This window comes from Acinetobacter sp. I-MWF, assembly GCF_025433935.1.
GTDB classification, from domain to species: Bacteria; Pseudomonadota; Gammaproteobacteria; order Pseudomonadales; family Moraxellaceae; genus Acinetobacter; species Acinetobacter guillouiae.
Genome location: NZ_JAMBAR010000001.1, coordinates 1,180,968 through 1,206,711, shown reverse-complemented (window position 1 = coordinate 1,206,711; position 25,744 = coordinate 1,180,968). Strand labels below are relative to the sequence as shown.

The 25,744-nt window shown below is 37.6% G+C and carries 22 protein-coding genes and 1 CRISPR repeat array; of the genes, 8 read left to right on the top strand and 14 right to left on the bottom strand.

The features are described from left to right. Nucleotides 1-5 precede the first annotated feature (5 nt). The 7 genes from fimA (at nt 6) to M2R48_RS05725 (ending at nt 7,365) form a co-directional block, all read left to right on the top strand. Entirely contained in the window at nt 6-557 is a 552-nt protein-coding gene (gene fimA / locus M2R48_RS05755; RefSeq protein WP_016539504.1) for a type 1 fimbrial major subunit FimA, read from the top strand. A 52-nt stretch (nt 558-609) separates the two neighbouring features. Continuing rightward, nucleotides 610-1,095: a hypothetical protein gene (locus M2R48_RS05750; RefSeq protein WP_262085376.1), complete on the top strand. Its 486-nt coding sequence runs from the start codon at nt 610-612 to the stop codon at nt 1,093-1,095. Between the two features lie 19 nt (nt 1,096-1,114). After that, complete coding sequence (locus tag M2R48_RS05745) at nt 1,115-1,816, top strand: fimbria/pilus periplasmic chaperone (protein ID WP_004722216.1); 702 nt, start codon at nt 1,115-1,117, stop codon at nt 1,814-1,816. 5 nt (nt 1,817-1,821) lie between these two features. Beyond that, on the top strand, nt 1,822-4,440 hold the full coding sequence (fimD, locus tag M2R48_RS05740) for an outer membrane usher protein FimD (RefSeq protein WP_244015385.1): 2,619 nt from the start codon (nt 1,822-1,824) through the stop codon (nt 4,438-4,440). 11 nt (nt 4,441-4,451) lie between these two features. After that, nucleotides 4,452-5,462, top strand: coding sequence for a fimbrial protein (locus M2R48_RS05735; RefSeq protein WP_262085375.1), 1,011 nt, complete (start codon nt 4,452-4,454; stop codon nt 5,460-5,462). A 9-nt stretch (nt 5,463-5,471) separates the two neighbouring features. After that, nucleotides 5,472-6,020, top strand: coding sequence for a fimbrial protein (locus M2R48_RS05730; RefSeq protein WP_239046181.1), 549 nt, complete (start codon nt 5,472-5,474; stop codon nt 6,018-6,020). A gap of 250 nt (nt 6,021-6,270) precedes the next feature. Continuing rightward, nucleotides 6,271-7,365: an AraC family transcriptional regulator gene (locus tag M2R48_RS05725; protein WP_262085374.1), complete on the top strand. Its 1,095-nt coding sequence runs from the start codon at nt 6,271-6,273 to the stop codon at nt 7,363-7,365. Between the two features lie 174 nt (nt 7,366-7,539). Here the strand turns inward: M2R48_RS05725 and M2R48_RS05720 are convergent, their stop codons facing one another. From M2R48_RS05720 to M2R48_RS05710, 3 genes are all read right to left on the bottom strand, one after another. Beyond that, nucleotides 7,540-8,931 carry an amino acid permease gene (locus tag M2R48_RS05720; RefSeq protein ID WP_004819829.1) on the bottom strand — a complete coding sequence of 464 codons (1,392 nt, stop codon included), beginning with the start codon at nt 8,929-8,931 and terminating at the stop codon, nt 7,540-7,542. A 99-nt stretch (nt 8,932-9,030) separates the two neighbouring features. Continuing rightward, nucleotides 9,031-10,596, bottom strand: coding sequence for a CoA-acylating methylmalonate-semialdehyde dehydrogenase (locus M2R48_RS05715; RefSeq protein ID WP_262085373.1), 1,566 nt, complete (start codon nt 10,594-10,596; stop codon nt 9,031-9,033). Nucleotides 10,597-10,656: 60 nt separating this feature from the next. Then, nucleotides 10,657-12,033 (bottom strand): aspartate aminotransferase family protein, encoded by a 1,377-nt coding sequence (locus M2R48_RS05710; protein WP_262085372.1) that lies wholly within the window; start codon nt 12,031-12,033, stop codon nt 10,657-10,659. A gap of 102 nt (nt 12,034-12,135) precedes the next feature. Between M2R48_RS05710 and M2R48_RS05705 the strand changes: the two genes are divergently transcribed. After that, nucleotides 12,136-13,056 (top strand): LysR family transcriptional regulator, encoded by a 921-nt coding sequence (locus M2R48_RS05705; protein ID WP_262085371.1) that lies wholly within the window; start codon nt 12,136-12,138, stop codon nt 13,054-13,056. Nucleotides 13,057-13,200: 144 nt separating this feature from the next. Here M2R48_RS05705 and M2R48_RS05700 read toward each other — a convergent pair whose 3' ends face one another. From M2R48_RS05700 to M2R48_RS05650, 11 genes are all read right to left on the bottom strand, one after another. Further along, nucleotides 13,201-13,509 (bottom strand): hypothetical protein, encoded by a 309-nt coding sequence (locus tag M2R48_RS05700; RefSeq protein WP_262085370.1) that lies wholly within the window; start codon nt 13,507-13,509, stop codon nt 13,201-13,203. 115 nt (nt 13,510-13,624) lie between these two features. After that, nucleotides 13,625-14,641, bottom strand: a complete 1,017-nt coding sequence (locus M2R48_RS05695; RefSeq protein WP_262085369.1) for a fimbrial protein — start codon at nt 14,639-14,641, stop codon at nt 13,625-13,627. Further along, nucleotides 14,638-17,211, bottom strand: a complete 2,574-nt coding sequence (locus M2R48_RS05690) for a fimbria/pilus outer membrane usher protein (RefSeq protein WP_262085368.1) — start codon at nt 17,209-17,211, stop codon at nt 14,638-14,640. The genes M2R48_RS05695 and M2R48_RS05690 overlap by 4 nt, the downstream gene beginning before the upstream one ends. Before the next feature lie 135 nt (nt 17,212-17,346). After that, nucleotides 17,347-18,075, bottom strand: coding sequence for a molecular chaperone (locus M2R48_RS05685; protein ID WP_262085367.1), 729 nt, complete (start codon nt 18,073-18,075; stop codon nt 17,347-17,349). Between the two features lie 79 nt (nt 18,076-18,154). Further along, nucleotides 18,155-18,688 (bottom strand): fimbrial protein, encoded by a 534-nt coding sequence (locus M2R48_RS05680; RefSeq protein ID WP_004819818.1) that lies wholly within the window; start codon nt 18,686-18,688, stop codon nt 18,155-18,157. Between the two features lie 1,164 nt (nt 18,689-19,852). Continuing rightward, nucleotides 19,853-20,263, bottom strand: a complete 411-nt coding sequence (locus M2R48_RS05675; protein ID WP_262085366.1) for a type II toxin-antitoxin system HicB family antitoxin — start codon at nt 20,261-20,263, stop codon at nt 19,853-19,855. A gap of 41 nt (nt 20,264-20,304) precedes the next feature. Beyond that, complete coding sequence (locus M2R48_RS05670; protein ID WP_262085365.1) at nt 20,305-20,487, bottom strand: type II toxin-antitoxin system HicA family toxin; 183 nt, start codon at nt 20,485-20,487, stop codon at nt 20,305-20,307. 239 nt (nt 20,488-20,726) lie between these two features. Continuing rightward, nucleotides 20,727-20,954, bottom strand: a complete 228-nt coding sequence (locus tag M2R48_RS05665; RefSeq protein ID WP_262085364.1) for a DUF2188 domain-containing protein — start codon at nt 20,952-20,954, stop codon at nt 20,727-20,729. Between the two features lie 189 nt (nt 20,955-21,143). After that, a CRISPR array of direct repeats spans nt 21,144-23,030; the repeat unit is 28 nt; unit sequence TTTCTAAGCTGCCTATGTGGCAGTGAAC. 266 nt (nt 23,031-23,296) lie between these two features. After that, nucleotides 23,297-23,557, bottom strand: a complete 261-nt coding sequence (locus M2R48_RS05660) for a hypothetical protein (protein WP_262085362.1) — start codon at nt 23,555-23,557, stop codon at nt 23,297-23,299. A gap of 1 nt (nt 23,558) precedes the next feature. Continuing rightward, nucleotides 23,559-24,143 carry a recombinase family protein gene (locus tag M2R48_RS05655; RefSeq protein ID WP_262085361.1) on the bottom strand — a complete coding sequence of 195 codons (585 nt, stop codon included), beginning with the start codon at nt 24,141-24,143 and terminating at the stop codon, nt 23,559-23,561. Between the two features lie 490 nt (nt 24,144-24,633). Continuing rightward, entirely contained in the window at nt 24,634-25,653 is a 1,020-nt protein-coding gene (locus M2R48_RS05650; RefSeq protein ID WP_262085360.1) for a spore coat U domain-containing protein, read from the bottom strand. Between the last annotated feature and the right edge of the window lie 91 nt (nt 25,654-25,744).

The following is a 25,744-nucleotide window of genomic DNA, read 5'->3' as shown; positions in this document are numbered from 1 at the left end:
TTACTATGAAATTAGCTCTATTAAGTACTGCAACTTTATCTGCTTTAACGCTTTCTGTTTCAGCTTTCGCTGCTGATCCTGTAACTGTTAATGGTGGAACAGTACATTTTACTGGTGAAATCGTAAATGCAGCATGTGCTGTAAGTACAGAATCTTCAAATCAAACTGTTGATTTAGGTCAATACCGTACTGCACGTTTAGCTGTTGCTGGCGATAAAACAACTCCAGTACCGTTCCAAATCAAACTTGTTGACTGTGATCCAACAGTTCAAGCAACTGCTGCTGTTGCATTTTATGGTCAGTCTGTAACGTCTAATGCAAACTTACTTTCAGTTGCTGCTGGTGGTACAAACTCTACTGCTGCAACAAATGTAGGGATTGAGATTGCTGATGACACTTCAAAAATCTTAGGTGTTACTGGTGCTAGTTTCTCTACACCTAAAACATTGATCACTGGTGATAACACACTTCAATTCAGCGCTCGTTATGTAGCGACTGGTGCATCTACACCTGGTCAAGCAAATGCTGATGCAACTTTTGTAGTGAAATATGAATAATTTATCTGCCTAAGATAATTATTAAATATTTGATTACATGAGCTTATTTACCATGAAAAAGTATATAACCCTGATTGTTGGAATATTAGTAAGTACTCATATTTACGCAGAAAGTTATGTATTTGGTGGAAGAGCTCATTTTCAGGGAGTTTTGATAAATCAAAGCTGCTCAATCTTGATTGAGAATAATGCTGCTGTATCTATTAAAACTCCCAATTCTCCAATTCAAATCAATTTTTCATTATGCCCTGTAAGCATCTACGACAATCTCGCCATTGGTCTATCTGAACAAAATAAGCCAACCCATGAGATGTTTTATACAGATCCAAAAGCAAGAAATGATTTTGATATTCATCAAGAATTAAACATTCAAGATTTTGAACAGACCCGTCTGGATCAGAAATTTATTCGACAAATTGATCGACCTGAACGTTATGACAGTTTCGCTAAAAATAGGATTGGTATTCTCCTCAACCAAACTTCAGAGCAGTCATCCGCTCAAGCATCGAATATTTTAATTTCTGTTTTTTATCCATAAATGAATTCTAAGGACTTATATGAAACTGAACTTATTTAAAAATGGTGTTCTTAGTATAACCTTAGCCTGCTTAGCATCTACCAGCTTGGCCAATAACAATATTATTGGCGGTATATCACTTGGGGCAACTCGTGTTATTTACCCAACCGATGCCAAGCAAGTTTCATTAGCTATTGTCAACAGCAACAATAAAGAACGCTTTTTAATTAACTCATGGATTGAAAATAATCTAGATGAAAAATCAAAAGATTTTCTGATTACTCCGCCCTTATTTGTCGCAGAAGCAAATAGCGAAAATACTTTAAGAATTGTCAATGTTGCTACCAACTTACCCCAAGATAGAGAGTCGGTATTTTGGGTCAATGTCAAGGCAATTCCTTCGATTGATAAATCGACTTTGATTGACAAAAATATTTTGCAACTTGCTGTTTTATCTCGAATCAAACTGTTTGTAAGACCGATAAATCTAAAAACTAAACCTGAAGCCGCATTAGAAACACTTAAGTTTTCAAAATCAGCAGAAGGCATCATGGTGAATAATCCATCTCCTTATCACGTTTCTTTTGTGAACGTTTTTGTTGATAACCAAAAAGTGCCAAATGTGATGGCGAGTCCTTTTGCCCAAACAAAAATTTCAGCGACTTCAGGCAATAAGCTGAGTTATCAAACGGTCAATGATTACGGTGGTTTAACGGCTAAAGTTGATTTAGAACTGAAGTAATAATTATGAATAGTCTATTTTCAATGCCATACAGTGTTGTATGCGTAAGGAGAAATATCAAGCGATATCCAGTGGGTATCGCAGTGACTATGCTGATTTCAATCGTAGTCCCAAGAACCAGTCATGCAGAACAGGTATTTAACCCTGCATTTTTAACAGATAACTTATCCAATTCACAAATTTCTGATTTGAGCAGATTTGAGAAATCGACCCATCAATTGCCGGGCGTGTACCGGGTTGATGTATATGTCAACGATCAATATGCGTTTACCCGCGACATCAATTTTATTGAAAAATCAGGCATTCAAGATACAACAGGGTTATTTCCGTGTTTAGACAGCAAAACATTGCAGGGATTTGGGGTCAATATTGCCCAATACGAGCAATTGTCTAGCTCAAACCCACAATGTGTAGATTTTATTTCAATCATTGACGGTGCAAACAGCCACTTTCAATTTGATAAACAAAAATTATTGATCAGCTTGCCGCAAGCGTCTTTACGCAACCAAATTCGCGGCTATATTCCACCCGATCAATGGGATGAAGGGATCAACGGCTTTTATACCAACTATAATATTTCGGGTTATGATAACTCTAAAACAGATACCAACAGTTTATTTTTACGTCTGGATAATGGACTCAATATTGGCTCATGGCAGTTCCGACATTCAGGCAGTTTTAACGCCAATTCGCACAACGGTAAAACCACAAATCAATGGAATAATTTAAATACCTATGTACAAAAAACCATTATTCCTTTAAAAAGCCAGCTGGTAATTGGTGATGGTTCAACAAGTAGCGAAATTTTTGATAGCTTTGGTTTTCGTGGCGCACATTTGTCGACTTCTGAAGCAATGTATCCAGACAGTCAGCAAGGCTATGCCCCTACAGTTCGTGGGGTTGCAAAAACCAATGCAAAAGTGGTGATTAAACAAAATGGTTTTGTAATCCATCAGGTAAATGTCGCACCCGGACCATTCCTTATCCAAGATTTAAATCCAACCTCAATCAGTGGTGACCTTTTGGTTACGATTGAAGAAAATGACGGTTCGATTCAAAGCTTTCAAGTGCCCTATTCAAGCCTTCCGGTGCTACAACGTGAAGGACGTACAAAATATAGTGTGGTGGTGGGTGAGTACCGTAGCGGATTGGATTCTCAAGATAATCCGTCATTGCTACAGGCAACAGCAATTCACGGTTTAAAAAATGGTATATCCGTTTATGCGGGTACGCAATTATCAGAAAAATATAAGAGTGCACTGGTGGGTCTAGGCGCCAACCTCGGCGATTATGGTGCTCTGTCTTTTGACCTTACTCATGCGGACAGTGAATTGGCGGATCGATCCACGAGCAGTGGGCAGTCTCTGCGCTTTTTATATTCAAAATCATTATTAAGCTCTGGAACAACCTTCCAGTTATTGGGCTATCGTTATTCCACCAAAGGTTTCTATACCTTAAATGATGTTGCTTATAATCGTATGAGTGGCTATCACGTTTCCGAAACACAAGATGGAAATCAAGCCAATACCCCGATCATTACGGATTACTACAATTTATATAATTCTAAAAAAGGTCGCTTTGAAGTCAATATCTCGCATTCACTTGGCAACTATGGTTCTTTATTTGTCTCCGGAAATCAGCAAACCTATTGGGATACCAACAAAAAAAATGAATGGGTTCAAGCAGGTTATGCAAACTCATGGAAAGCATTGAATTATTCATTCTCCGTCAGCCGTAACAAATATTCTGAGATTAATCAAAGTGACACCATGTATGCCATGAATATCTCCTTCCCATTGGACAAGCTATGGCCGAAAGCGAATTTCCGCAATCATCCAATCCAAAATGCATACAGCACTTTTTCGACCACACAAAATTCAAATGGTAATGAGTCCTATATGGCAGGTTTAAGTGGCACCTTACTGAAAGATCGTAATTTAAGTTATAGCATCAATCAGGGACAAGTCAGTAAGCAAGGCGATATAGGTTCAGTCAGCCTAAATTACAATGGTAGTTACGGTACGGTAGGTGCAGGTTATAGCTATGAAAAGAACTCAAATCAGTTTACCTATAACGCATCTGGCGGTATTTTAGCGCACCGTGATGGGATTACCTTTGGTCAGCCTTTAGGCAGCACCTCAATTTTGGTCAAAGCACCCGGTGCTAAAGGTGTAAATATCGAAAATTATACTGGCGTTAAAACCGATTGGCGTGGTTATGCCATCGTTCCTTATGCCACTGAATATCGTGCCAATCGTGTTGCACTCAATTCAAATACTTTCAGTAATAATCTCGAAATCAGCAATAACGTTGAAAATGTCGTCCCAATCAAAGGGGCAATTGCCAGAGCGACGTTTAACACCAGTCTAGGTGTAAGAGCACTCATCACTTTATCCCATAACGGCAAGTTTATACCGTATGCAAGTAGTGTGATCGAAAAAGAAAGTTCAGCCACCAGTATCGTTGCAGATGATGGTCGAGTTTATTTAACTGGACTTCCGCTCAAAGGCACATTGGAAGTCAATTGGGGCGAATCTGCTGAAGGAAAATGTTTGGCAAACTACGATATTTCAGACATGGACCTCAGCAAACCCGTTATTCAATTTGATCTTGAATGTCAATAAGGAGAGATCATATGAAATTTAAACTTTTAATTTCCAGTATGTTGTTGCTTGCGTCTGCCCCATCTTTTGCAGTTGTCTGTTGGAACAGTAAAGGAAACGGTGTGGTGGATGAAGTTTTTTATGATCTGTCCAATAGCTTCAGCAGCTCGAATAACGCTGTAGGTAAAATTGTAGAGCTTAAAAAGAATTTTTCTTCGCAAGTTTATGGAACCTGCCCTGCTCATAATTCCAATATTAGTCGGAATAGAACCATGCGTAGTTATGTTTCCGACCTGTCTGTGGTAGAAACCATTGATCGCTATAAATACTTACCGATCAACGATTATTTGGTCGGTGCCATGAAAATTACCGATAGCTTTGCGGGAGATTTTTATCCTCCTGCAAATTATGTACAGATGGGTACAGATCCCAATGTAAGTAGAGGGCAACCCTTTGGTATTTGGGATTCAAACTTTACCTTCCGCCTCAAAGTGATTAAACCCTTTATTGATTTTGTGCCTATCCCGAAAAAAACTATGTTTACCGTATATGTCACAACGGGCTCAGCAGATCCTTTAAGTATCGCTGTATATAAGATCAGTTACAGCGGTTCTATTACGGTTCCACAAAGTTGCAAAATTGGCACAGGTGACTTTTTAGAAATTAAGTTTGGGGAAATTCCAGCCTATGCCTTTAGTCAGGCGGGTCCTGGCAATAAACCCAACAATGTCAATAAACAGAGTCATACCTTAGCGATTCAATGTACCAATATTGATGCCCAAGCAATGCTGACACTTCGGCTTGAGGCTGAAAAAGCCACTGGAGATATGATGATCTCAGATAATCCAGATATTGGCTTTAAGATGTCAGATCAAAATGACAATGTGTTATTGCCCAATAATATCAATAGCGTGATTCCGTTTAATCTCAATCAACAACCAGCAAATGTGACCATCAAAGCTTGGCCCGTCAGTATCACTGGGAATAAACCAGTCATTGGTCCGTTTAAATCTAGAGGATATCTCAGAGTGGATTTTGATTAGGAGACGATAATGCAAAATAGAGCAAGATATATGGCTGCTGCCACACTGCTATGTTGTTTAAATATTCATCAGATCACTCATGCTCAAAATAGTAATGTAGAGCTGGGTCGAGTGAATATTGAACTTTCAGGGATTGTGACGACAGCAACCTGTGGCGTGTTAAGTTCTGAACAAGATAAATATATTCAGCTTGGCAGTGTTGCAAGCAAAGACTTACCGAATGTTGGTAGTCAATCAAAACCAACCCCGATTCATTTTGAGATGAGTAACTGTCCGCCGAATGGATCTGTGACCATCACTTTTGAGGGACCTCGAAATACTGAAAATGCTGAACTTTTAGCGCTCGATGCCTTAGCCAATAAGGCTGAAAATATTGCGATAGAAATCCGAGATCAAGATAAAAAAAGATTGCCTTTAGGCAAGAAAAGCGAAGCCTTTAGCACAGACATCAATGGCAATGTTTCGGCACTCTTTTATGCAAATTATATCGTGACCAAAGCACAAGCCCTCGCAGGGATTGCAAATGCAAATGCTCAGTTTTCTATTCAATATGACTGAGCACATAACGCGATTTATTATTGACGGTTAATACGATTGAGTATTCAAACTTTTTAAAGCACAGGGTTAAGAACTCATCCTTCTCATTTGAATGGCATAAAAAATAGCGGAGAATTTTATCTATTTTCATCATTCAAATCCCCACATCGCTTTAAAGAAAAATGAAGACCTCACACATAACGACAAATCTTTGATTACTTTAAATAAAAAATAAATACACAGAAACATCGAATGAATATTGGGAGAATTCATGAAAACTTTTTTTAAAATAAAAAGTGTTAATAAAGGAATGGCACTTTTATTAGACGATTTCTGTAAAAAAAAAGGCTTAGATGTTTCAAACAATGCTGAATATCTAATCAATGATCACCTACCATTTGGCGAATGGCTCACGAAAATAAAAGAAATCAACAAACAATATCCTCAAGTGGGTATTGGGTTAGATATCGGTGCTTTGGTTCAGCCCAAACATATCGGCATTGTGGCTTATATGGCTCAGTCGAGTGATACATTATTTGACTATATCGAAATACTGGCTCAATATGAAAAGCTTTGGTTTAATTATATTCCCAAAAAAGTGCTTATTGAGGAAAACCACTTTTCAATCTCATGGGATAAACCTGCATATTTACAAGTGGGTTTATATCTAGAAGAAACCATCATCGTTGAAGAAATACAAGTGTCTAGCCTGTTTCACCACTTACAACAACTGACCGATTCAGATGCAAGTGTTTTTTATTGTCTAGAACTTGCCATTCCCAAACCCAATGACACAAAAAAATACCAACAACTGTTTAATTGCCCGATTAAATTTAATACAAAGCAAACTCGAATCGTCATACCGAATTCTTTATTGCAAACCAAATTAAAATACTATGACCCTATTCTTTTAGAAATATTATTGAATCATGCCAACATATTACTCAGTAAAATGCCTCAGGAGGATTCTTTCTTGGAATTGGTTAATCTAAGTATGCTACAAGCACTTGAAAATAATAATGTCCAGATTCACTCTATTGCCAAATCATTAAATATCTCTGCGAGAGCACTGCAAAAATATTTAAAAAATAGAGACCTTTCCTTTAAAGAAATCCTCAGTAATATTCGTCAAAATTTAGCCAAGAAATATCTCCAAAATCAAAACCTATCCATCACGAAAGTTGCCTTCTTACTTGCCTATAAAGACCAAACCTCATTTAATCGTGCGTTTAAAGCATGGAATGGTGTTTCTCCTTCTATGTGGAGAAAGCAAAATATCAATAAAACATTAGATGTAAATGAAAAGCATCATCTAAATGAAAACTTTGAAACAGAACTTATTAGACACGATGTTCAACTCAGCTAAAACAAGCTAAATTTCGCTAAAATAACCTAGAACATCCAACCTAAATTATTTTTTCTGCTTTGTAGACTGGCGTGATAAAAGCAAAAGCCCATACATAAAAAACAAACTTTGTCGTGCTGGCTTTACCCATAACCTACAAAGTTTGCTGGTTGTTCTGTACTGTTCAATGCTGATTTAATCCAAATGAACGGCCATACGCTTCGCGGTTTTATTCTTGCGTGTCACCATCAAGCCACAAATCACCACGATGGAAGTTACTCCTAAGGATAAAGTTGTTTCATAACTATATTGAGGCGATAAAAACATATAGCCCAATACACTCATAATCACCACAATGACAAACCATGTCAGCCATGGAAATAACCACATTTTAAAGGTCACTTGAGCACCTATTTTTTCCAGTTTAGCTCTTGAGCGTAGTTGTGACACAGCAATGACTAAATAAACCACTAAAGCAATTGAACCCGTTGTTGAAAGTAAAAATCCAAAAACTTGCCCGGGAAACATATAATTCACGGCGCAACAAATCAGTCCAACCAAGGTTGAAGCAAACACTGCGATCGTTGGTACACCTGCATCATTAATTTTAGTCACAACTTTCGGGGCTTCTTGACGTGCCCCCAATGCAAACAGCATCCGTGAAGAAGTATATACAGCCGCATTCATACAACTTGCCACCGCGATAAACACCACCATGTCCATAATCAATTTGGTTTGCGGCACATTGAGGCTGACCAAGACATACTGAAAGGTCCCCAATTTTTGTAAATCAGGCGAACGCCAATCGACTAAAGCCACTGCTAGAAAAATCGAAACAACAAAGAATAAAATGATGCGATACAGCACCAAATTGGTGGCACGTTTAATTTTTTCTTGTGGATTTTTAGACTCTGCCGCTGCAATCGACAGAATTTCAACACCAAAAAATGAAAATGCCGAAATTAAAATCGCCGAGAGAACACCACCCATGCCATGCGGCATAAAACCGCCATTTGAAAATAAATGCCCCACACCACTGACATCACGAGCCAAAGGCCAAAGACCGAATACAGCCGATGCACCAATCACAATAAACAGCAGTATCGCAACCACTTTAATTAAAGCAAACCAAAACTCAAACTCACCAAAACTTTTGGTACTAAAGAAATTGGCTAAACTGAGTAAAATAATAAAAGCAAAGGCATAAATTGCACTTGAAACTTGAGGAAACCATGCATGTAAAATTTCCGCACCAGCAATTGCTTCAATAGGGATCACCAAAACCCAAAACCACCAATATAACCAACCCACGGTAAAGCCAGCCCAAGGGCCAATTGCTTTACGCGCATAGGTGGAAAATGAACCTGTATCTGGTTGAGCAACGGCCATTTCACCGAGCATACGCATCACCAAAAAAACAATAATACTGGTAATAATATAAGCCAGTACAGCAGCAGGACCTGCTTTGGCAATTGCAGCTGAAGAGCCGACAAATAAACCTGCACCAATAACGCCACCGATACTAATCATCGTGATATGTCGGTTGGAAAGTCCTTCACCTAATTTTGTTGTTTTAACACCATTCATATTTTATTCCTTAAAAATACTTTTAAAATCGTGAATTACATTATTAAATCCTTATTCAAAAGAGAGAAAATCGATGATCTTCCCTCTATACAGCAAAAATTAATTTAAAGTCGGCATTGAAAACTGCTTGGCTTCACGAACGTGTGTAGCTGGCCAACGCTGGGTAATGGTTTTACGACGCGTATAGAAACGCACCCCATCTGGCCCATAAGCATACAAGTCACCAAATAACGAACGCTTCCAGCCACCAAAACTATGATATGCAACAGGTACAGGCAATGGCACATTTACCCCGACCATTCCCACTTGGATATGATGGGTAAAATAGCGCGCAGCTTCCCCATCACGGGTATAAATACAGGTACCATTTCCATACTCATGATCATTGATTAACTGCATCGCCTGTTGCATGGTTTCTACGCGAATCACCTGTAAAACAGGGCCAAAAATTTCTTGCTGATAACTGGTCATGTCTGTTGAAACTTGATCGATCAGCGTCGGGCCAACAAAAAATCCAGTTTCATAACCGACAGGTTTGGCATCACGACCATCAACAACGATTTTAGCACCTTGCTGTTCAGCACTTTGGATAAAAGCTTGAACTTTATCTTTATGTGCTTGCGAAATGAGCGGTCCAAAGTCATTTTGTTGATCTGCATAATGACCAAACTTGAGTTGTTGCATTTCGTGGCTAAGCTTTTCAATCACCAAATCAGCAATTTCATCGCCAATTGCCACTGCAACAGACAAAGCCATACAGCGTTCACCAGATGAGCCAAAAGCTGCCCCCAATAATGAGTTCACCACATTATCGATATCTGCATCAGGCATGATAATGGCATGATTTTTTGCGCCACCTAAAGCCTGACAGCGCTTGCCTGTCGAAGTTGCTGTACGATAAATATATTCAGCAATCGGGGTTGAACCAACAAAACTTATCGCTTGAATATTTGGATGATGTAATAAGGCATCCACTGCTTGTTTATCACCATTGATGACATTAAACACACCATCGGGTAAACCCGCCTGTTTAAGTAGTTCCGCCAAATATAATGCTACGGATGGGGTTTTTTCAGAAGGTTTTAAAATAAAGCAGTTTCCGCAAACAATCGCCATAGGGAACATCCACAATGGCACCATTGCTGGAAAATTAAATGGCGTAATCCCAGCAACCACACCTAAAGGTTGAAATTCACTCCATGAATCAATATCTGGGCCAACATTTTTTGAGTATTCACCTTTTAAAAACTCAGGTGCACCACATGCATATTCAACATTTTCAATTCCGCGTTGTAACTCGCCCTGTGCATCATGACAAATTTTTCCATGTTCTTGCCCAATCAACTCACAGAGTTTTTCAGCATTGTCTTCAAGCAGTTGTTTAAACTTAAACATCACTCGTGCACGTTTAATCACTGGTGTATCACGCCATGCTGGAAAAGCCTGTTGTGCAATGTCAACCACCTGATTGACTAAGTCGCTATCTGCAAGCGCAACTTCTTTGCTGATCGCACCAGTGGCTGGATGATATACAGCTTGTGTTCTTGAGGTCTTGCTTACAAGTCCCCCTTGAATAAAATGCCCAACCAGCGTGTTCGGTTGTACAGCTTCAACTGTTTCGCTATTAGACAGCTCGCCACCACTAAAATTTTCTAAATTGTTCATTACTTTTCCTTGTCTATTGTCTAGCTGTTCCATATTGATTTACTTAGAGGCACACTCTATTTATTTCACCTGATAAAGTACCTCACCTACTGCATTCATCAAGCTGCTTAATTGCGCTTCTGTACTGTTAAACATTGGACCAAACTGAAGGGTATCCCCACCAAAACGCACATAGAAACCGGCTTTCCACAGTTTCATTCCTATTTCAAAACCGCGAATCGTGGCATCACCATCACGTGGTGCCAATTGCAAGGCACCAATCAATCCGCAGTTACGGATGTCGACAATATGAGGTGAACCTTTTAATTCATGAACAAACTTTTCAAAGCTTGGTGCTAAGCCAGCGGATTGGGAAATTAAATTTTCATTTTCGAGTATATTTAACGTGGCGAGAGCAGCGGCACAAGCAACAGGATGAGCCGAATAGGTATAGCCATGAGTAAATTCAACGGCATGTTCAGGTAGGTCTTGCTGCATAAATGCATTGTAAATTTCACGGCTTGCCACCACACCACCTAACGGAATGGCGCCATTAGTAATCTGTTTAGCAAAGGTCAAAAGGTCTGGTGTAACCCCAAAATGTTCAGCCGCAGTCCATTTGCCGATACGCCCAAAGCCAGTGATCACCTCATCAAAAATCAGTAAAATATCATGTTGGTCACAAATTTCTCTTAGACGTTGTAAATAACCAACTGGTGGCACGATACAGCCTGCTGAACCTGAAACAGGCTCTACAATCACTGCTGCAATATTAGAAGCATCATGTAATTCAATCAGTTTGAGCATTTCATCGGCCAGCTCAACCCCACCCGTCTCTGCACAGCCTTTGGTAAAACTTAAATGCGCTTGTAAGGTATGAGGTAAATGATCCACATCCATCAATTGACCAAACATTTTACGATTTCCGCCAATGCCGCCTAGACTGGTTCCTGCCACGTTTACACCGTGATAGCCACGCGCTCGTCCAATCAATTTGGTTTTGCTTGGTTTGCCTTGAATGCGCCAATAGGCACGTGCCATCTTGATCGCAGTATCGGCAGACTCTGAACCAGAGTCGGTAAAAAAGACATGTTGCAGTTTTTCAGGCATTAGCTGAACAATTTTTTCAGCCAATTGAAAAGATAAAGGATGTCCAAATTGGAATGCAGGTGAATAATCCAATTTTGCCAATTGCTTACTTACAGCCTGTTGGATTTCAAGTCGTGTATGCCCTGCACCACACGTCCATAGCCCTGATAATGAGTCATAAATCTCACGTCCAGTACTGTCAATTAAATATGATCCTTTTGCACCCACGATCATGCGCGGATCTTTATGGAAATTACGATTTGCAGTAAATGGCATCCAATGAGCTTGATAATTTAAATTCATCTGCTCATTTGACTGACTGGCTTCCAATGCGTCATCGCGGTCATTTGATGTATCGATATCAAACATAAGTACTCTTCTTGTTTTGTGGTTATCTCTTGAGTGTACAAAGCAAGATAGTTTTGATAAATTCAAAATATCTTGAGTTTAGATATAAAAAAGCAAAACTAAATGAAACCCAAAAAATTAAATCAAGTTACTGATTTTGATATAAAATTACTTAAAATATTTAAAACAGTCTGTGATTGTCACAGCTTCACTGCTGCCGAAAGTATCCTTGGGATTAGCCGTTCTGCGATTAGTTTGCATATGAGTGATCTGGAAAATCGCTTAGGGATTCGACTCTGTCAACGTGGCCGAGCAGGCTTCTCCATCACCGATGAAGGTCGGGAAGTTTTAGAATATATTGAAGTACTGACTGCTTCGATTGAGGACTTTCGTGCCAAAATTAATCAAATGCATAATCAGCTCAAAGGTGAATTTAATATTGGGATTATTAATAACTTAGTCACGATGCCCAGTGCTTATATCACCAATACATTGGCGCAGCTTGCGGAAGAAAATACTGAGGTGGTTATTAATATTAGTATGAGCACACTGTCAGATATTGAGTGCCGTGTTTTAGACAACCGCTTACACGCTGGTGCGATTCCGTTGGTGAGTCCATTGTCAGGCCTCGATTATTTTCATTTATATAACGAAGAGTCTTCACTCTATTGTGGACAAAACCACCCACTCTTTCAGCATTTAGGTAAAATAAGTTTAGATGACTTAAAACGATGCAATACAGTTCTTCCAAATTACGCCATTACCCCCGATGCAATGAAGTTACATCAACGGTTGAACTGTTCAGCCACTGCCAGTGACCGAGAAGGTATTGCCTTTCTGATCCTTTCAGGAAAATTTATGGGGTTTTTACCCGATCATTATGCGAAAAAATGGGTTCAAGATGGTTTAATGCAACCGATTTTACAAGAGAGAATGCATTACAGTACGCCGATATGTCTAATTACCCACAAAGGAAAAAATTACAATATTATCTTAAAAACCTTTATGGATATATTAAATAAAACCGTTCAACCGATAAAATAATATACAAAGATTTAAAACAGTTTAAAATTCGATTATTTTTAATACAAATTAAAATATAATCCAACTAAAATAATCAGATTATATTTTAACTTATCACACAGCATAATTTTTAATTTATGTTATTTATATCACAAATTAATAGGCTTAATAATAATCTACCACCAGTATTTTATGCTGATCACTTTCTAAATCTTGAATTTTTAAATGCGCTACACCATTGGTCTTCTTATCAACTAAGTTGTTGAAATTAAAGCTATCTATTGTGGTGGTTTTTCTCAGCACATCAATCGTATTATCAATCGCTTTGCAATTAGAATTATTAGAATCCTTTTCACATGTAAATTCTACAATCTGCCCTTGAAAATGAATCTCCTCTGCATAAGTGGCTAAACTTAAACTCGATATCGTTGTAAATGTTATTAATAAAAAGGATAGTTTTTTATTTAACTCCATCTCATTCCCCTCTAAAGAAATGGTGTAGTTAATTAATTACATAACCTTATTATTAATACAAGATTTTCCAATCAATAAATAAAAAAATAATTTTAAAAAATATGATTCACGTCAATTAATCATATTCAATTGTGACGGTTGCCATAGCTCGTACTTTTCCAGGCATCACTTTGGTTGCAGTCTGATAGTAACGTGCAGTCATTGGCACATTGTATTGAATATTATCATTTGACTTTAATGTGCCTAATTCTAGCTTGTCATTTTTAGCAATCACTTTATTCGAATTTTTATATTGTGAAAGCAATTGTACGCCAACACCTGATGCATTACTTCCCGCAGCAGCATTATTGCTAATGACATTTGTGGTATTGGTTACAGCATCATAATCAAAGCTTAGACTGATTTTATTGCTTTCTTCATAGCCCGTTGGGTTTTTTCCACCATTGCACAAAATGTTGAGATCAAAGGCTTGCTCGCCTTGCGTTGAACCTACACCTTTAAAATCAACCTTGTTTACCGTTGGAAGTGTCACCGTTTTATTAATATTGCCTTGGATTTCACATGATGAAGAAGCAATGGTAATCGCATTACCATATACCGTACTGGTTAAAAAAGGCTGATTCGGATAACCAATCACGTTATAGCGACTATATTGTCCAGGGACCAATGCACCTGATCCTGTGGATGGTGCGGTTTTAACAATTTCTACAACGAAATATCCAGGTGATAAACGATAGGTGGTATTTCTAGATAAACTTCTGGTATAAGGGTAATAACCTGAAAAGTTAGAATTATCTGCCGCTTCTCGGTATAGACGAATACCAATCCCTTCAATATTGGTACTATAAATTGAGTTGCCTGATGGGCTTAAAGGATATCTTTGCTGCAATACGGCTTCAATTGTGCCTGCCGAATAATCACAATAATAAGTAGATCCATTTGATGAAATTGGAAATGTTGCTTTACGTAAAATGGTTCCAACAGCATCACTTGGTCTCACCACAACACGACCAACAGACATGCTCACATCTTGCGGGGTAAATCCACGCTGAGGTGCACAAGTTGCATATGCGCCTGAACTCACAGTCCCAGCAATGAGCAAGAGAATACGATTTAAAACTTTACCGTTCATTGACATACACCTTCCGCCATAATCATATTTTGCTTTTTGTCTGCTGCTTGCGCAGAAACATCATATTGAATGTGGCATTGCTCGTTGGCATTTTCGCCCCATTTCACTGTAACCGAGTCTGCTGTAGTATTGGTTCTTAAATAAACCATACTTCCTTGCGCAACCATTCCAATATTTTCACCTTTTGTATCAAATACTTCTGCTGCAAAAGGTAAAGTTTCACCATTTTGTTTTTTGCTGCGAATATAAATTGCTTTACCAATTTTCGTTGCAAAACTCACTTGTGATATTGAACCTGCATAGGGTGCAATACGCTGACTTGTACCATCTAACTCAACATCTGTCGACATTCCTTGAGGATCAAGGCTAATGTCATTTAAACGATATGGTGTTACATACGGAATCACCGCATAACCAGATTTATTGATACTTAAACCTGTCGCATTATTCACTTTTGCACCAGCAGCTTCAGGTGCATACACCAACACCATGGTTTGCCCCTGATCTGGTCCAAACAAGACACCGTCAGGATGAGCAACAATATTACCACGTGCAGTCAACATGGCTTGTTGATAACCGTCAGCAGCACTGAATGACCCACCAACAGTCGCGTAGTTAGTGCGATACTGAGCATTTAAATTGGCACTCGGATTATCACCATAGCGCGTCGATACAGATGTACCATAGTTAAAACGATCGCCAACCACACCACTCACACCAACGGTCGCATTATCTTGCGTCATAATCGAGTTAAGGTTCGCTGAGCTTTTCTTAAATGAAAGTGGTAAGGACATGGTCAACATATACTCAGTATCACTATTGCTGATACTTGTGGCATTGTTTTCAACAATACGTTTAATTGCAGACAAACCATAAGTCAAACCACGATAGTTATTGCTATAACCGACTTGATACTGACGGGTTGTTTCCTGACGATTCCAGTAATCTACCCACGAACCAGTTGCATAAATATTGCCAAAATCACGTGGTAACCCCTGATTCAGGGTAATCTGAAATTCACTGCGCTGTTTACCTACGTGAGCTGAGCTAATACCTTTATTGTCAAGGTCTTGTACCAATATCGCATCACGTAACTTGTAAAAGTTTTCTGTAGAATAACGATATGCAGCTAAGGTCAAATTAGTATCTGTTGGGGTAATTAATTTACTATAACTGATACGGAAACTTTGCCCACTTTCACTTTTACGACGTTCAAAATCTGCTTGTGAATGCGTTACATCAAGTGCAATTGCGCCAATCGGTGTTGCAAAAGCACTGCCTAATGTTACTGCTGAATAGTCTTCAGAGTACTGTACACCACCATAAGCCGTGATCGAGTTATTGATACCGCGTTGATATTTCCCTTGCACAATAAAAGGATCTAGATCGATATCTTTATCACGGAATTGCCCCATTGACACAGAATAACGACTCATTCCTGGACGGAGCATTTGTACAACAGATGCATAAGGAATTGAATAGCGTTGAATCTCACCATTGGCTTCTAAAATAGAAACTTCAAGTTCACCACCAAATCCTGTCGGATAAAGGTCATTGATTTCAAAACTACCTGGTGCAACCGTTGTTTGATAAATCAATTGACCTTGCTGACGTACTTCAACCTTGGCATTGGTTTTTGCATTACCGCGAATACGAGGTGCATAACCAATCATACTGTTGGGTAACATACGATCATCACTGGAAAAATCGAAACCACGATAACCAAATGAATCAAAGATTTCACCATCGGTAAAGCTTTCACCTAAAGTCAATACACCACGGTATTGCGGGAATGCACGTTGCACATAGGTGTTAATCGCGTCATAACTTGATTTAGATTGATTATCTGTGGTGGTGCGGTCTTGCCATTGCCATTGACCATTATGGCGCAATTGCCAACCAGCTAAATTTGCACCAGCCGTTATCGAAGTAAATGCATTGGTAGTTTCTTCGCCACCTTGGACTTTATTAAATGTTTTATATGCACTGGCATTATAGGAAAGAAATGCAGCATTGATCCCTCGATCCCAAACACTAGGGTCGACATAGCCTTGCGCATTTTTTTGCATCGCAACTTGTGGAATCGAAATATCGACACGTAAACGTGAAGTATCAAATTCATAAAACGAATCTTCAACCCACTGTTCGATTTTCTGACAACCAGTCAAAGCAAAACTTTCGCCTTTTTTTAACACGTCTGCTTTAACGCCGTATTCTAATAATTGGTTTGAGCTAAAGCAGGTAAAAGCGTTTTGATTATTTTCAGTCGCTTTAAACACCATACGGTGTTTACCAAACCAGTTACCATTGACATAAATATCCACATTATAGTCACCTGGTAACACAGGATTGCCATATTTAAAGCGATTTACATCTATCTTTTTGGCATCGCCAATTAAAAAAGCCGAATCAAATTCTGCTTCTGCAGCAGTCGGAGACTTTTCAGCCTCTTTTAAGTCAGTTTCAGATGCATTAACTAAAGCAGGAATGCTGAGCGTAATAACCCCACAAGCCACATAGTAACTAATATGTCGCTTGATCCACTTGTAGCTTTGTTCATTTTTTTGCATAAAGAAGTCTGCCTATCAACAAATGAATAGGTTTTTTTACTCGCTTACTCTCAGATAAATGAAATGATTAAATCATCATTGCGAAGGTGCTTTAAATTTCTTGCATTGAAGAAATTTAAAGACTTGTTCAATCTATTAAAATTTAATATTTCGCTCTACACGACCACCATAATCATTGATTGTGGTAAAGGTCATCTTAGCGACATTGGAATTTTTTAAACTCACCGTTCCATCTGAAAATGGTTTCAACATTAAACCTTGTGAAATCAAATCAACACGTTTGCCTGATTGATCTTGCATAATAGAAGTCAAAGTAATGTGAAATGGTGTTGGGTTTTTTACGGTTAACTGAGTACCGTTATTGCTCCACTGTAATTTTTCAGGTGCCAAAGCGACATCTTCTTTAAGTCCAGTTGGGCGATAAAAAAACTTAATACGCGATCGAATCGCAAGTTGTAAAAAGTTATCTGGTACAACATTCTGATCTTTCGCAGAAGGCTTTGGTGGGATATCGAGAATATTTAACCAAAAGAGCGTTTCTTGAGTTTTACTTAACTCATTTGCATTTGGCAAACTGGTAATACGTAAAGACTGCCCTTTTTTAGCTTCCACACGCGATATAGGCGGTGTAATCATAAAAGGCGCTTTCGATTGATCTGGCGTAGATTTCGCATCTCCCTCATCAATCCATGCTTGAACCAATGCAGGATTATTTCCGTTATTACTTACCTGTAAAGTAATTTCACGTGCATCAGATGGATAGATAACACGAGTACCATGAATGATGATTTCAGCATTCGCTGCACCAAACGGAATTAAAAATGCGAGTAAACCTTTTTTAAGAAAGGAATGATTCAAGAACATAACGATTATCTCTATATCTAAAATAAAGTAAAAGAGCTAGGTTGCTAGACAACCTAGCTCCGTACCATTCAATAAAAAATTATTGATAGATAATAGTATATTGAACAGACGTTGTTACTTTACCAGCAGCAGATGCATCAGTTGCATAATATTCAGCATAGTAATTAAGATCAGCTGCACCTTTGTCCGCAACATCTACCCATTGAGAGTTAGTTTGCGCGCCAGAAGCACCAGCAGCAAGTACAGGAATGAATTGATTATTTGAACCTAACAATTGAACTTGAACGTTTTTCGCGCCAGTTGCATCTGTGTTATTTAAACGACCAGTACCAAAATCAACTGTTGAACCTGGTTCAAAATAAGTTGCAACTTTGCCTTCAGAGCAGTTAGCCAAATTAATTGTGAATGGCGTACGGCCCGCGATATCACCAGTTTTAGCAAGAGTTTGCTTAGATACTGTAGGAAGCGTTACAGTGAAATCTTTACCTTGTGGAGTTACGATATCACAAGTTTTGTCAGTTACTAGACCATTGATTGTGATTGTGCCGTCTGCTGCAAAAGCACTAGACATTGCTAAAATTGAAACTGATGCTGCTAAAAAAGTATTTTTCATACCAAGTATCCTATACAGACAAAAAAATGATTCGTTTAGATCGATGGGTATTATGCACACTGAGATAAAAATGTAAACAAAGTCACACTTTATGTATTAAATAGATACAAGTGTATATAAATTTGTATTTTTTGAGAAAAATATTTTTATTATAAATTTCAATATATTAAATATTTATTACATTCATATTTCAGTTTTATTTAAAGTATTTTTTTTTGTAAATTTTTTACATAAAAACAAAATTCACGTTATTTCAGCGTAAATTTTGAATTAATCACATGAGAATAAATCATCGTTTTATGTCATTTGATTAAGTAAATTTGCTTTGAAATTCGCTGTGTGTGCTTCGAAATTCAGGCAAAAAAACAGCGATATCACAACTCACCTTCACCCTCTTACAATGTCCAAAGACCAAGGAACAGCAATGCTTTAACGACTATTTTACTGATTAATATTTCGCTTAAATTTAGAATTCCCACTGACCAATGTTTGAAAAATAACCCAGTTAAGATGCCCAATGATGATGTTTATATATGAGTTTAAGGAATGAATATTTTTATTTTTCTATACAATATTCAACTTTTTAATATTAAAAATCATATAAATATTTTTTCAAATTAAAATGTGAAATAGTTAACATATTAATATGTGTGTATTGTTGGCTTCTTTTAAGCTGCCTATGTGGCAGTGAACTAGCACGACTGTGGTGGTAGATACCGTCTACATTTCTAAGCTGCCTATGTGGCAGTGAACAGCCACTCGCTTGAGTGCCTAAGTTTGCATAATTTCTAAGCTGCCTATGCGGCAGTGAACTGTAACAGCGGCTTGAATGGTTTCAGGTGTTTTTTCTAAGCTGCCTGCTTGGCAGGGAACTTCATGATAATTCACCAGAGCAACATTATGCATTTCTAAGCTGCCTACTCGGCAGGGAACAATGGGATCGGTATGGCTGGAAAAGGCTATATTTTCTAAGCTGCCTATTATGGCAGTGAACCTTCCTTTCGAAAGCTCTATATCTTCCATAAATTTCTAAGCTGCCTATAAGGCAGTGAACAGTGATCTTTTTAAAAATGTTTTGCCTCTTGCTGAGTATTAGTTTTAATACTCATTCTCTTTTCTTTAAATATTCAGAAACCCACTCAATTGAGTGGGTCTTTTGGTTAGCTATGATGAAGCTTGCAATATTTTTTCGGCACCAGCTGCTAAAAATGCAGAACGGGATTTATACTGCTTATCTTTACCCACTTTATCATCTATGAGATAAATTAAGCGACTTGGTAAAGTGACATTAATTTTTTCAGCCTTACCTAAATAACGGTTCACATCAACATCTACAACTGCCCAGATAAAGCCTTTAAACTCTTCATCGTTAAGAAATTTACTCACTTCTGATGCCAAAGGAATATTTTTGCCATCTTCTGCAAGAATCTCCAAATGATCTGCAATTGCTTCTTTCGCATTGCTTAATGCTTCTTCAAAAGTATCACCCGCAGAGAAACATCCCTGAATATCAGGAACAATTACACCATAGGCTTCATCATTCAAGCCTTTTTCTACTGCAATTGGATATAACATACTCACCTCTTTTGGAGAAAATGAAGTTTGGATGCAGTGGGTCACTCAAGACCTGCTTGCTTTAAAATGCTTTTAACAGTTCCAGCTGGTAAATCTTTTTTAGGGTGAGGTACTGTGACCAGACCTTCTTTGGTCGGGTGTTTAAAATGGTGGTGACTACCTTTAACCCTAACCTCATACCAACCGTCTGCTTCAATCATCTTAATCAATTCCAGACTTTTCATTTCAACTCCATCTGTCTTGATGAGTAAAATATAACCCCAGAGTTATATTAATTCAATAATCCCATTGCTATTTTAAAAAATATTTCTAATTAACCTGTGATTCCAAACCTTTCCACAATCAACTAAACAAGATTTTTATTGCTGCCAATCTTTATTTTCTAAGCTGCCTATATGGCAGTAAACAAACCTATAAAGGAATACTTTATATTTCTAAGCTACTAATTTTGTAGAAAGTATTATCATCCTTTAGGAGGGAATGGATCATTTCCATGACTATCCTTCTGTGAAATTTTTCCATCTTTATTATGAATAACTAACTCAGTTTTTTGATTCTCACTAATAGTCCTAGCGCGATCAATAGCATCTTGTTTTGTATCAAAATGACCAGATGATCTTTCTCCTCCACTTTGTTTAATATCCCAACCACCTTTTGGATTTGGCACAACATGCGTTGATTTATTAGACATTTTTTACCTCTCCTTAGATAAATAGAACAAATATTGTTCTATTTATCCAAATATAAAATAAGCAAAAATATATTTCAACCTATAATGTATTTCTTTAATATCAGAATCATCTTTTCAACTGACCAAACATCCAATCCATACCTACGCAACAGTGAACCAATATATTTCGGTTTATAGAATTCTTACACATTCCTAAGCTGCCTATGTGGCAGTGAACCACGGCTACCATGCTTCATCATTAATGCTGCTTTTCTAAGCTGCCTATGTGGCAGTGAACCGTATGTGCATTTATGGCGTGAGATTGATGAATTTCTAAGCTGCCTATGTGGCAGTGAACTTCAAGGTCAAGGGGCAGAGTTGGGTAGTGAATTTCTAAGCTGCCTATGTGGCAGTGAACGAAGCACAATTACACTTGCCAATAGGGGTACATTTCTAAGCTGCCTATGTGGCAGTGAACCCTAGCCTTACCCTTACGTCCTGACTTTTTTTTTCTAAGCTGCCTATGTGGCAGTGAACCTAATGTGACGTATTGCTTTGATGTTTCAACATTTCTAAGCTGCCTATGTGGCAGTGAACGGCATGATCACGCTCAAGGTAATGATAGTGCTTTTCTAAGCTGCCTATGTGGCAGTGAACCGATGGATCAGCTCACCATGCAAACCGTCTTTTTTCTAAGCTGCCTATGTGGCAGTGAACTATGTTTTAAAAATGGTGGGATGGTCTGTAACTTTCTAAGCTGCCTATGTGGCAGTGAACCTTGAAGCGCAGTTATGTTTGCAATCCACTCATTTCTAAGCTGCCTATGTGGCAGTGAACGTGAAAAGACTGAATCAAAAGTCATCGTTGGTTTTCTAAGCTGCCTATGTGGCAGTGAACACATTGAGCTGGAATTTGAAAAACATTTTCTGTTTCTAAGCTGCCTTAGTGGCAGTGAACAATTTCTAAGATCAAGTGTGTCTTTAGAAATATTTCTAAGCTGCCTATGTGGTAGTGAACTTGGTGCAATTGAAGTTCAGCGAAGTTCAGATTTTCTAAGCTGCCTATGTGGCAGTGAACCTGCTGAGTCACAAGCGATTTGACCAACGATATTTCTAAGCTGCCTATGTGGCAGTGAACGCATGTATGACGTTTCTGACGCTATCTATATTTTTCTAAGCTGCCTATGTGGCAGTGAACTTCGCAAGCGCTGGTGTATACCACTCTGTATTTTTCTAAGCTGCCTATGTGGCAGTGAACTGAGTTTGAGATGGATGACGAAGGTCGAGTATTTTCTAAGCTGCCTATGTGGCAGTGAACGCCTTATTGGCTATCCCGTGCAAGACATTAAATTTCTAAGCTGCCTATGTGGCAGTGAACTTAACCCATGGCAAATATCTTTAAATAACTGTTTTCTAAGCTGCCTATGTGGCAGTGAACATGTTTTTTCATTGCAGCGACTATCTACATATTTTCTAAGCTGCCTATGTGGCAGTGAACCCTGCATTACTCCAAACTTGGATTGATGTAAATTTCTAAGCTGCCTATGTGGCAGTGAACCGGTTAGCTTTGCAACTGGTACGGCTTCAACTTTTCTAAGCTGCCTATGTGGCAGTGAACTTTTCTGTACTCATTAACATCTATTCCATGTATTTCTAAGCTGCCTATGTGGCAGTGAACTACACAAGAATATTAAGCGTTTGATTGATGAGTTTCTAAGCTGCCTATGTGGCAGTGAACGTGATGTAACCGATACCATTCTAATTTGTGAATTTCTAAGCTGCCTATGTGGCAGTGAACTAGATTCTTTTTGTGAATCTGTAGCGTCAACATTTCTAAGCTGCCTATGTGGCAGTGAACACGGTAATTTAGACAAGCTAGGTATTGCATGTTTTCTAAGCTGCCTATGTGGCAGTGAACTTAGATCTCTTGGCACCTGACATGGCTAACGATTTCTAAGCTGCCTATGTGGCAGTGAACGGTAACTTATATTTTGTTTTATTTGTTTTTTATTTCTAAGCTGCCTATGTGGCAGTGAACATTAGGGAAGAATCGACATTTAATCTCACCATTTTCTAAGCTGCCTATGTGGCAGTGAACGCTTAGCTGCATCAATTCTTGAAGCGGTAACATTTCTAAGCTGCCTATGTAAACACCTAAACACCTAAACACCTAAACACCTAAACACCTAAACACCTAAACACCTAAACACCTAAACACCTAAACACCTAAACACCTAAACACCTAAACACCTAAACACCTAAACACCTAAACACCTAAACACCAACCATATTAAAATATTCAAACCCCAACAAACAACCAAAATAAATATTAAAAAAATTACAAACAAAAACTTAAATTAAAAACTAACAAGATCGATCATGATTTATTTCTAAAATATAAGGAGTAAGACCATATAGAAAAGTAACCCTCTCCTCATCATATTCAATTTTCAGAATTTTATAATTTATTGTTCCACTCACGGAATTTATTTCAATTTCGTTCATTTTATCTAGAATCCTATATTTATTATTCAAACAATACTTAAGCTGAACAACCACAACTTTATCTAGATTACCTTTTTGTTTTGCGGCAACCAGCCGACTGATTTTAGTATTTGTATTCATTTTATTCCTCACCAATAATAGTGTCTGATGATTTAGCAAGTAGTCGTTGAATGACTGTTCTTGTAACTTCATACTCTTTCGCTAAAGAATAGACACTCTGTCCATTTTTAAATCTTTCTAAAACTTCATTTTTCTGAGTTTTAGTTAAAATTTCAGGGCGACCTACTTTACTTATCTTTTTATTTCCAGTTCTTTTCTCCGATTGTAGTTTTCCATCAAAATCAGAACATATTTTTAAAAAATGAAAGAAAATTTTTTTAATATCTCCTTTTATTTCCTTTTTTGAAAATTCTAAACATACTAACCTTATTCCTTTTTTAAAAATAAAATTGACAGTAGAATATATTTCTTTAAAATCACTACCTAAAGAATCTATTCCATCGATTAATAAGAGGTCTCCACTTTCCAGTGTATAATTAATTAAACTTATAAGCTTATGCCTAAACTCTAACGGTATACCCACTTTTACTTGTTCAAATACAAGCTTATTTTGTGGTATTTCATAACCATATCCAAGAATATAATCAGCATAATTAAATTCGTTCACTGAAAGTTCCTCAACTCTAAAATATGCATAAGCACGCACAATGAACCCTCTTCAATTCACAATAACATTTATATTAAATATTTTTTATAAAAATAAACATGTATAAAACACGTATAGAATTTAAAGCATGTAAGCAAATTATTCACACTTATAATAAATAATTATTTAAATCCATACTTTAATTAAAAATTAAAGCACAAATTACAACCACAAAAAATTGGTAAAAACACAAAAATAAAACAAATATTATGCCAATGCTAGTTTCCTTAAAAAAATCCTATACTCTTTTAAAATATGCTTAATTTATTTAAATTTCACATAACAAAGACACATCAAAGAAAATAAATACACTTGCATATTTATGATGTGTAATTTTAAGAAATGTTCTAAATAGAGAATAAATCGCTATATATTTTTATAAAAAACAATATATTTAATGATTTTTTATGTTAAGTATGAGCAAAAACAATCTATGAATTTACTCTTTAAATAAAACCATAATAAAATTTATTACTATGGCTTTAACTGATCAAAACTCAACATTTACCGTTACGGTATCTGAATAATTACCAGCCGGTAAATTGACTGGATTTGTATCCAGAATTTTTGTGGTGAAAGCAAACCCCTGCTGGTTGGTATGATGCTGACCTGGGTTGGTTGTCGCCTCGAGACTTGACCAGCGTTCATTGCCAATACTCCCCCAACGCTCAGTGCTTGCATTTTTATAAATCTCATAGTGTAGAAAATTATTACTATTGCTCGCCTTCATTGCACGCTGATTACCACTTTGTGGATAGAGACCATTATTTAAACCTACATGATAAGGCGTATATACTGAACAACGGACTCCTATAGAAGTTTGCACTGGTGTAAAGACATCAGCAAATGGAGCCGTTCCAAAGTTCACATCATTGGTCGTGATCCGGCAATCTGGTAAAACATCAATATATAAGTTCAATGTTGCATCATAGCCAGTACCCCAATTGAAAGCAGTAATTAGACCACCACGCCAAAAAGCTGGACTTTCAAAAAAGACTCCAATCCCGAGCGCTGCGACGGAAGGTACAGAGTAATACCATTTGACTTTAAAAGGTTTGTTCGCTGTATATCTCCCAGGTGATACAGTCTGTCCTGGGTTAATTTCAGCATAAAATGGTAAAGAGCCATCTACGCCAGAAAAGATTTTAAGGAGAGTAAACGTACTCATATCAATTTCTTTACCCAGACTAATTGCTTGATTATTAGTATCCAAATAATTGACAATCAAAGTTTCACCCGTCAGGCTATTTACATAATTGTCTGGTATTTGGTTAACACGATATTTCAAATAAGTCATATTCGCAAAAGCCAAACTAAACCCATCACACCTCAATCCTGCACTAAACTGATGGGATTTAGTTCCTTGCTCCGTCAGCGTCATAGATGAAATCGTACCCATAGAAACATTACCACTTGAGGTAATAAAACAATCAGCCTGACTCTGAGCAGTAATCAATATCAATCCAGAGAATAATAGACCTGCGGGTATTATTTTTTTTAAAGTAATCATGGTTGAGCCACCTCACGACAAACAACCGATTTAATCACTACAATCTGTTGTTGCGCTTGTTTTAAATCCAACGAAAAGTTTGCTTCACATA

What these genes read in the sequence shown, in the direction of transcription:
- fimA (WP_016539504.1), top strand. Translation starts at nt 6, where the DNA reads ATGAAATTAGCTCTATTAAGTACTGCAACTTTATCTGCTTTAACGCTT.
- M2R48_RS05750 (WP_262085376.1), top strand. Translation starts at nt 610, where the DNA reads ATGAAAAAGTATATAACCCTGATTGTTGGAATATTAGTAAGTACTCAT.
- M2R48_RS05745 (WP_004722216.1), top strand. Translation starts at nt 1,115, where the DNA reads ATGAAACTGAACTTATTTAAAAATGGTGTTCTTAGTATAACCTTAGCC.
- fimD (WP_244015385.1), top strand. Translation starts at nt 1,822, where the DNA reads ATGAATAGTCTATTTTCAATGCCATACAGTGTTGTATGCGTAAGGAGA.
- M2R48_RS05735 (WP_262085375.1), top strand. Translation starts at nt 4,452, where the DNA reads ATGAAATTTAAACTTTTAATTTCCAGTATGTTGTTGCTTGCGTCTGCC.
- M2R48_RS05730 (WP_239046181.1), top strand. Translation starts at nt 5,472, where the DNA reads ATGCAAAATAGAGCAAGATATATGGCTGCTGCCACACTGCTATGTTGT.
- M2R48_RS05725 (WP_262085374.1), top strand. Translation starts at nt 6,271, where the DNA reads ATGAAAACTTTTTTTAAAATAAAAAGTGTTAATAAAGGAATGGCACTT.
- M2R48_RS05720 (WP_004819829.1), bottom strand. Translation starts at nt 8,931, where the DNA reads ATGAATGGTGTTAAAACAACAAAATTAGGTGAAGGACTTTCCAACCGA.
- M2R48_RS05715 (WP_262085373.1), bottom strand. Translation starts at nt 10,596, where the DNA reads ATGAACAATTTAGAAAATTTTAGTGGTGGCGAGCTGTCTAATAGCGAA.
- M2R48_RS05710 (WP_262085372.1), bottom strand. Translation starts at nt 12,033, where the DNA reads ATGTTTGATATCGATACATCAAATGACCGCGATGACGCATTGGAAGCC.
- M2R48_RS05705 (WP_262085371.1), top strand. Translation starts at nt 12,136, where the DNA reads ATGAAACCCAAAAAATTAAATCAAGTTACTGATTTTGATATAAAATTA.
- M2R48_RS05700 (WP_262085370.1), bottom strand. Translation starts at nt 13,509, where the DNA reads ATGGAGTTAAATAAAAAACTATCCTTTTTATTAATAACATTTACAACG.
- M2R48_RS05695 (WP_262085369.1), bottom strand. Translation starts at nt 14,641, where the DNA reads ATGAACGGTAAAGTTTTAAATCGTATTCTCTTGCTCATTGCTGGGACT.
- M2R48_RS05690 (WP_262085368.1), bottom strand. Translation starts at nt 17,211, where the DNA reads ATGCAAAAAAATGAACAAAGCTACAAGTGGATCAAGCGACATATTAGT.
- M2R48_RS05685 (WP_262085367.1), bottom strand. Translation starts at nt 18,075, where the DNA reads ATGTTCTTGAATCATTCCTTTCTTAAAAAAGGTTTACTCGCATTTTTA.
- M2R48_RS05680 (WP_004819818.1), bottom strand. Translation starts at nt 18,688, where the DNA reads ATGAAAAATACTTTTTTAGCAGCATCAGTTTCAATTTTAGCAATGTCT.
- M2R48_RS05675 (WP_262085366.1), bottom strand. Translation starts at nt 20,263, where the DNA reads ATGTTATATCCAATTGCAGTAGAAAAAGGCTTGAATGATGAAGCCTAT.
- M2R48_RS05670 (WP_262085365.1), bottom strand. Translation starts at nt 20,487, where the DNA reads ATGAAAAGTCTGGAATTGATTAAGATGATTGAAGCAGACGGTTGGTAT.
- M2R48_RS05665 (WP_262085364.1), bottom strand. Translation starts at nt 20,954, where the DNA reads ATGTCTAATAAATCAACGCATGTTGTGCCAAATCCAAAAGGTGGTTGG.
- M2R48_RS05660 (WP_262085362.1), bottom strand. Translation starts at nt 23,557, where the DNA reads ATGAATACAAATACTAAAATCAGTCGGCTGGTTGCCGCAAAACAAAAA.
- M2R48_RS05650 (WP_262085360.1), bottom strand. Translation starts at nt 25,653, where the DNA reads ATGATTACTTTAAAAAAAATAATACCCGCAGGTCTATTATTCTCTGGA.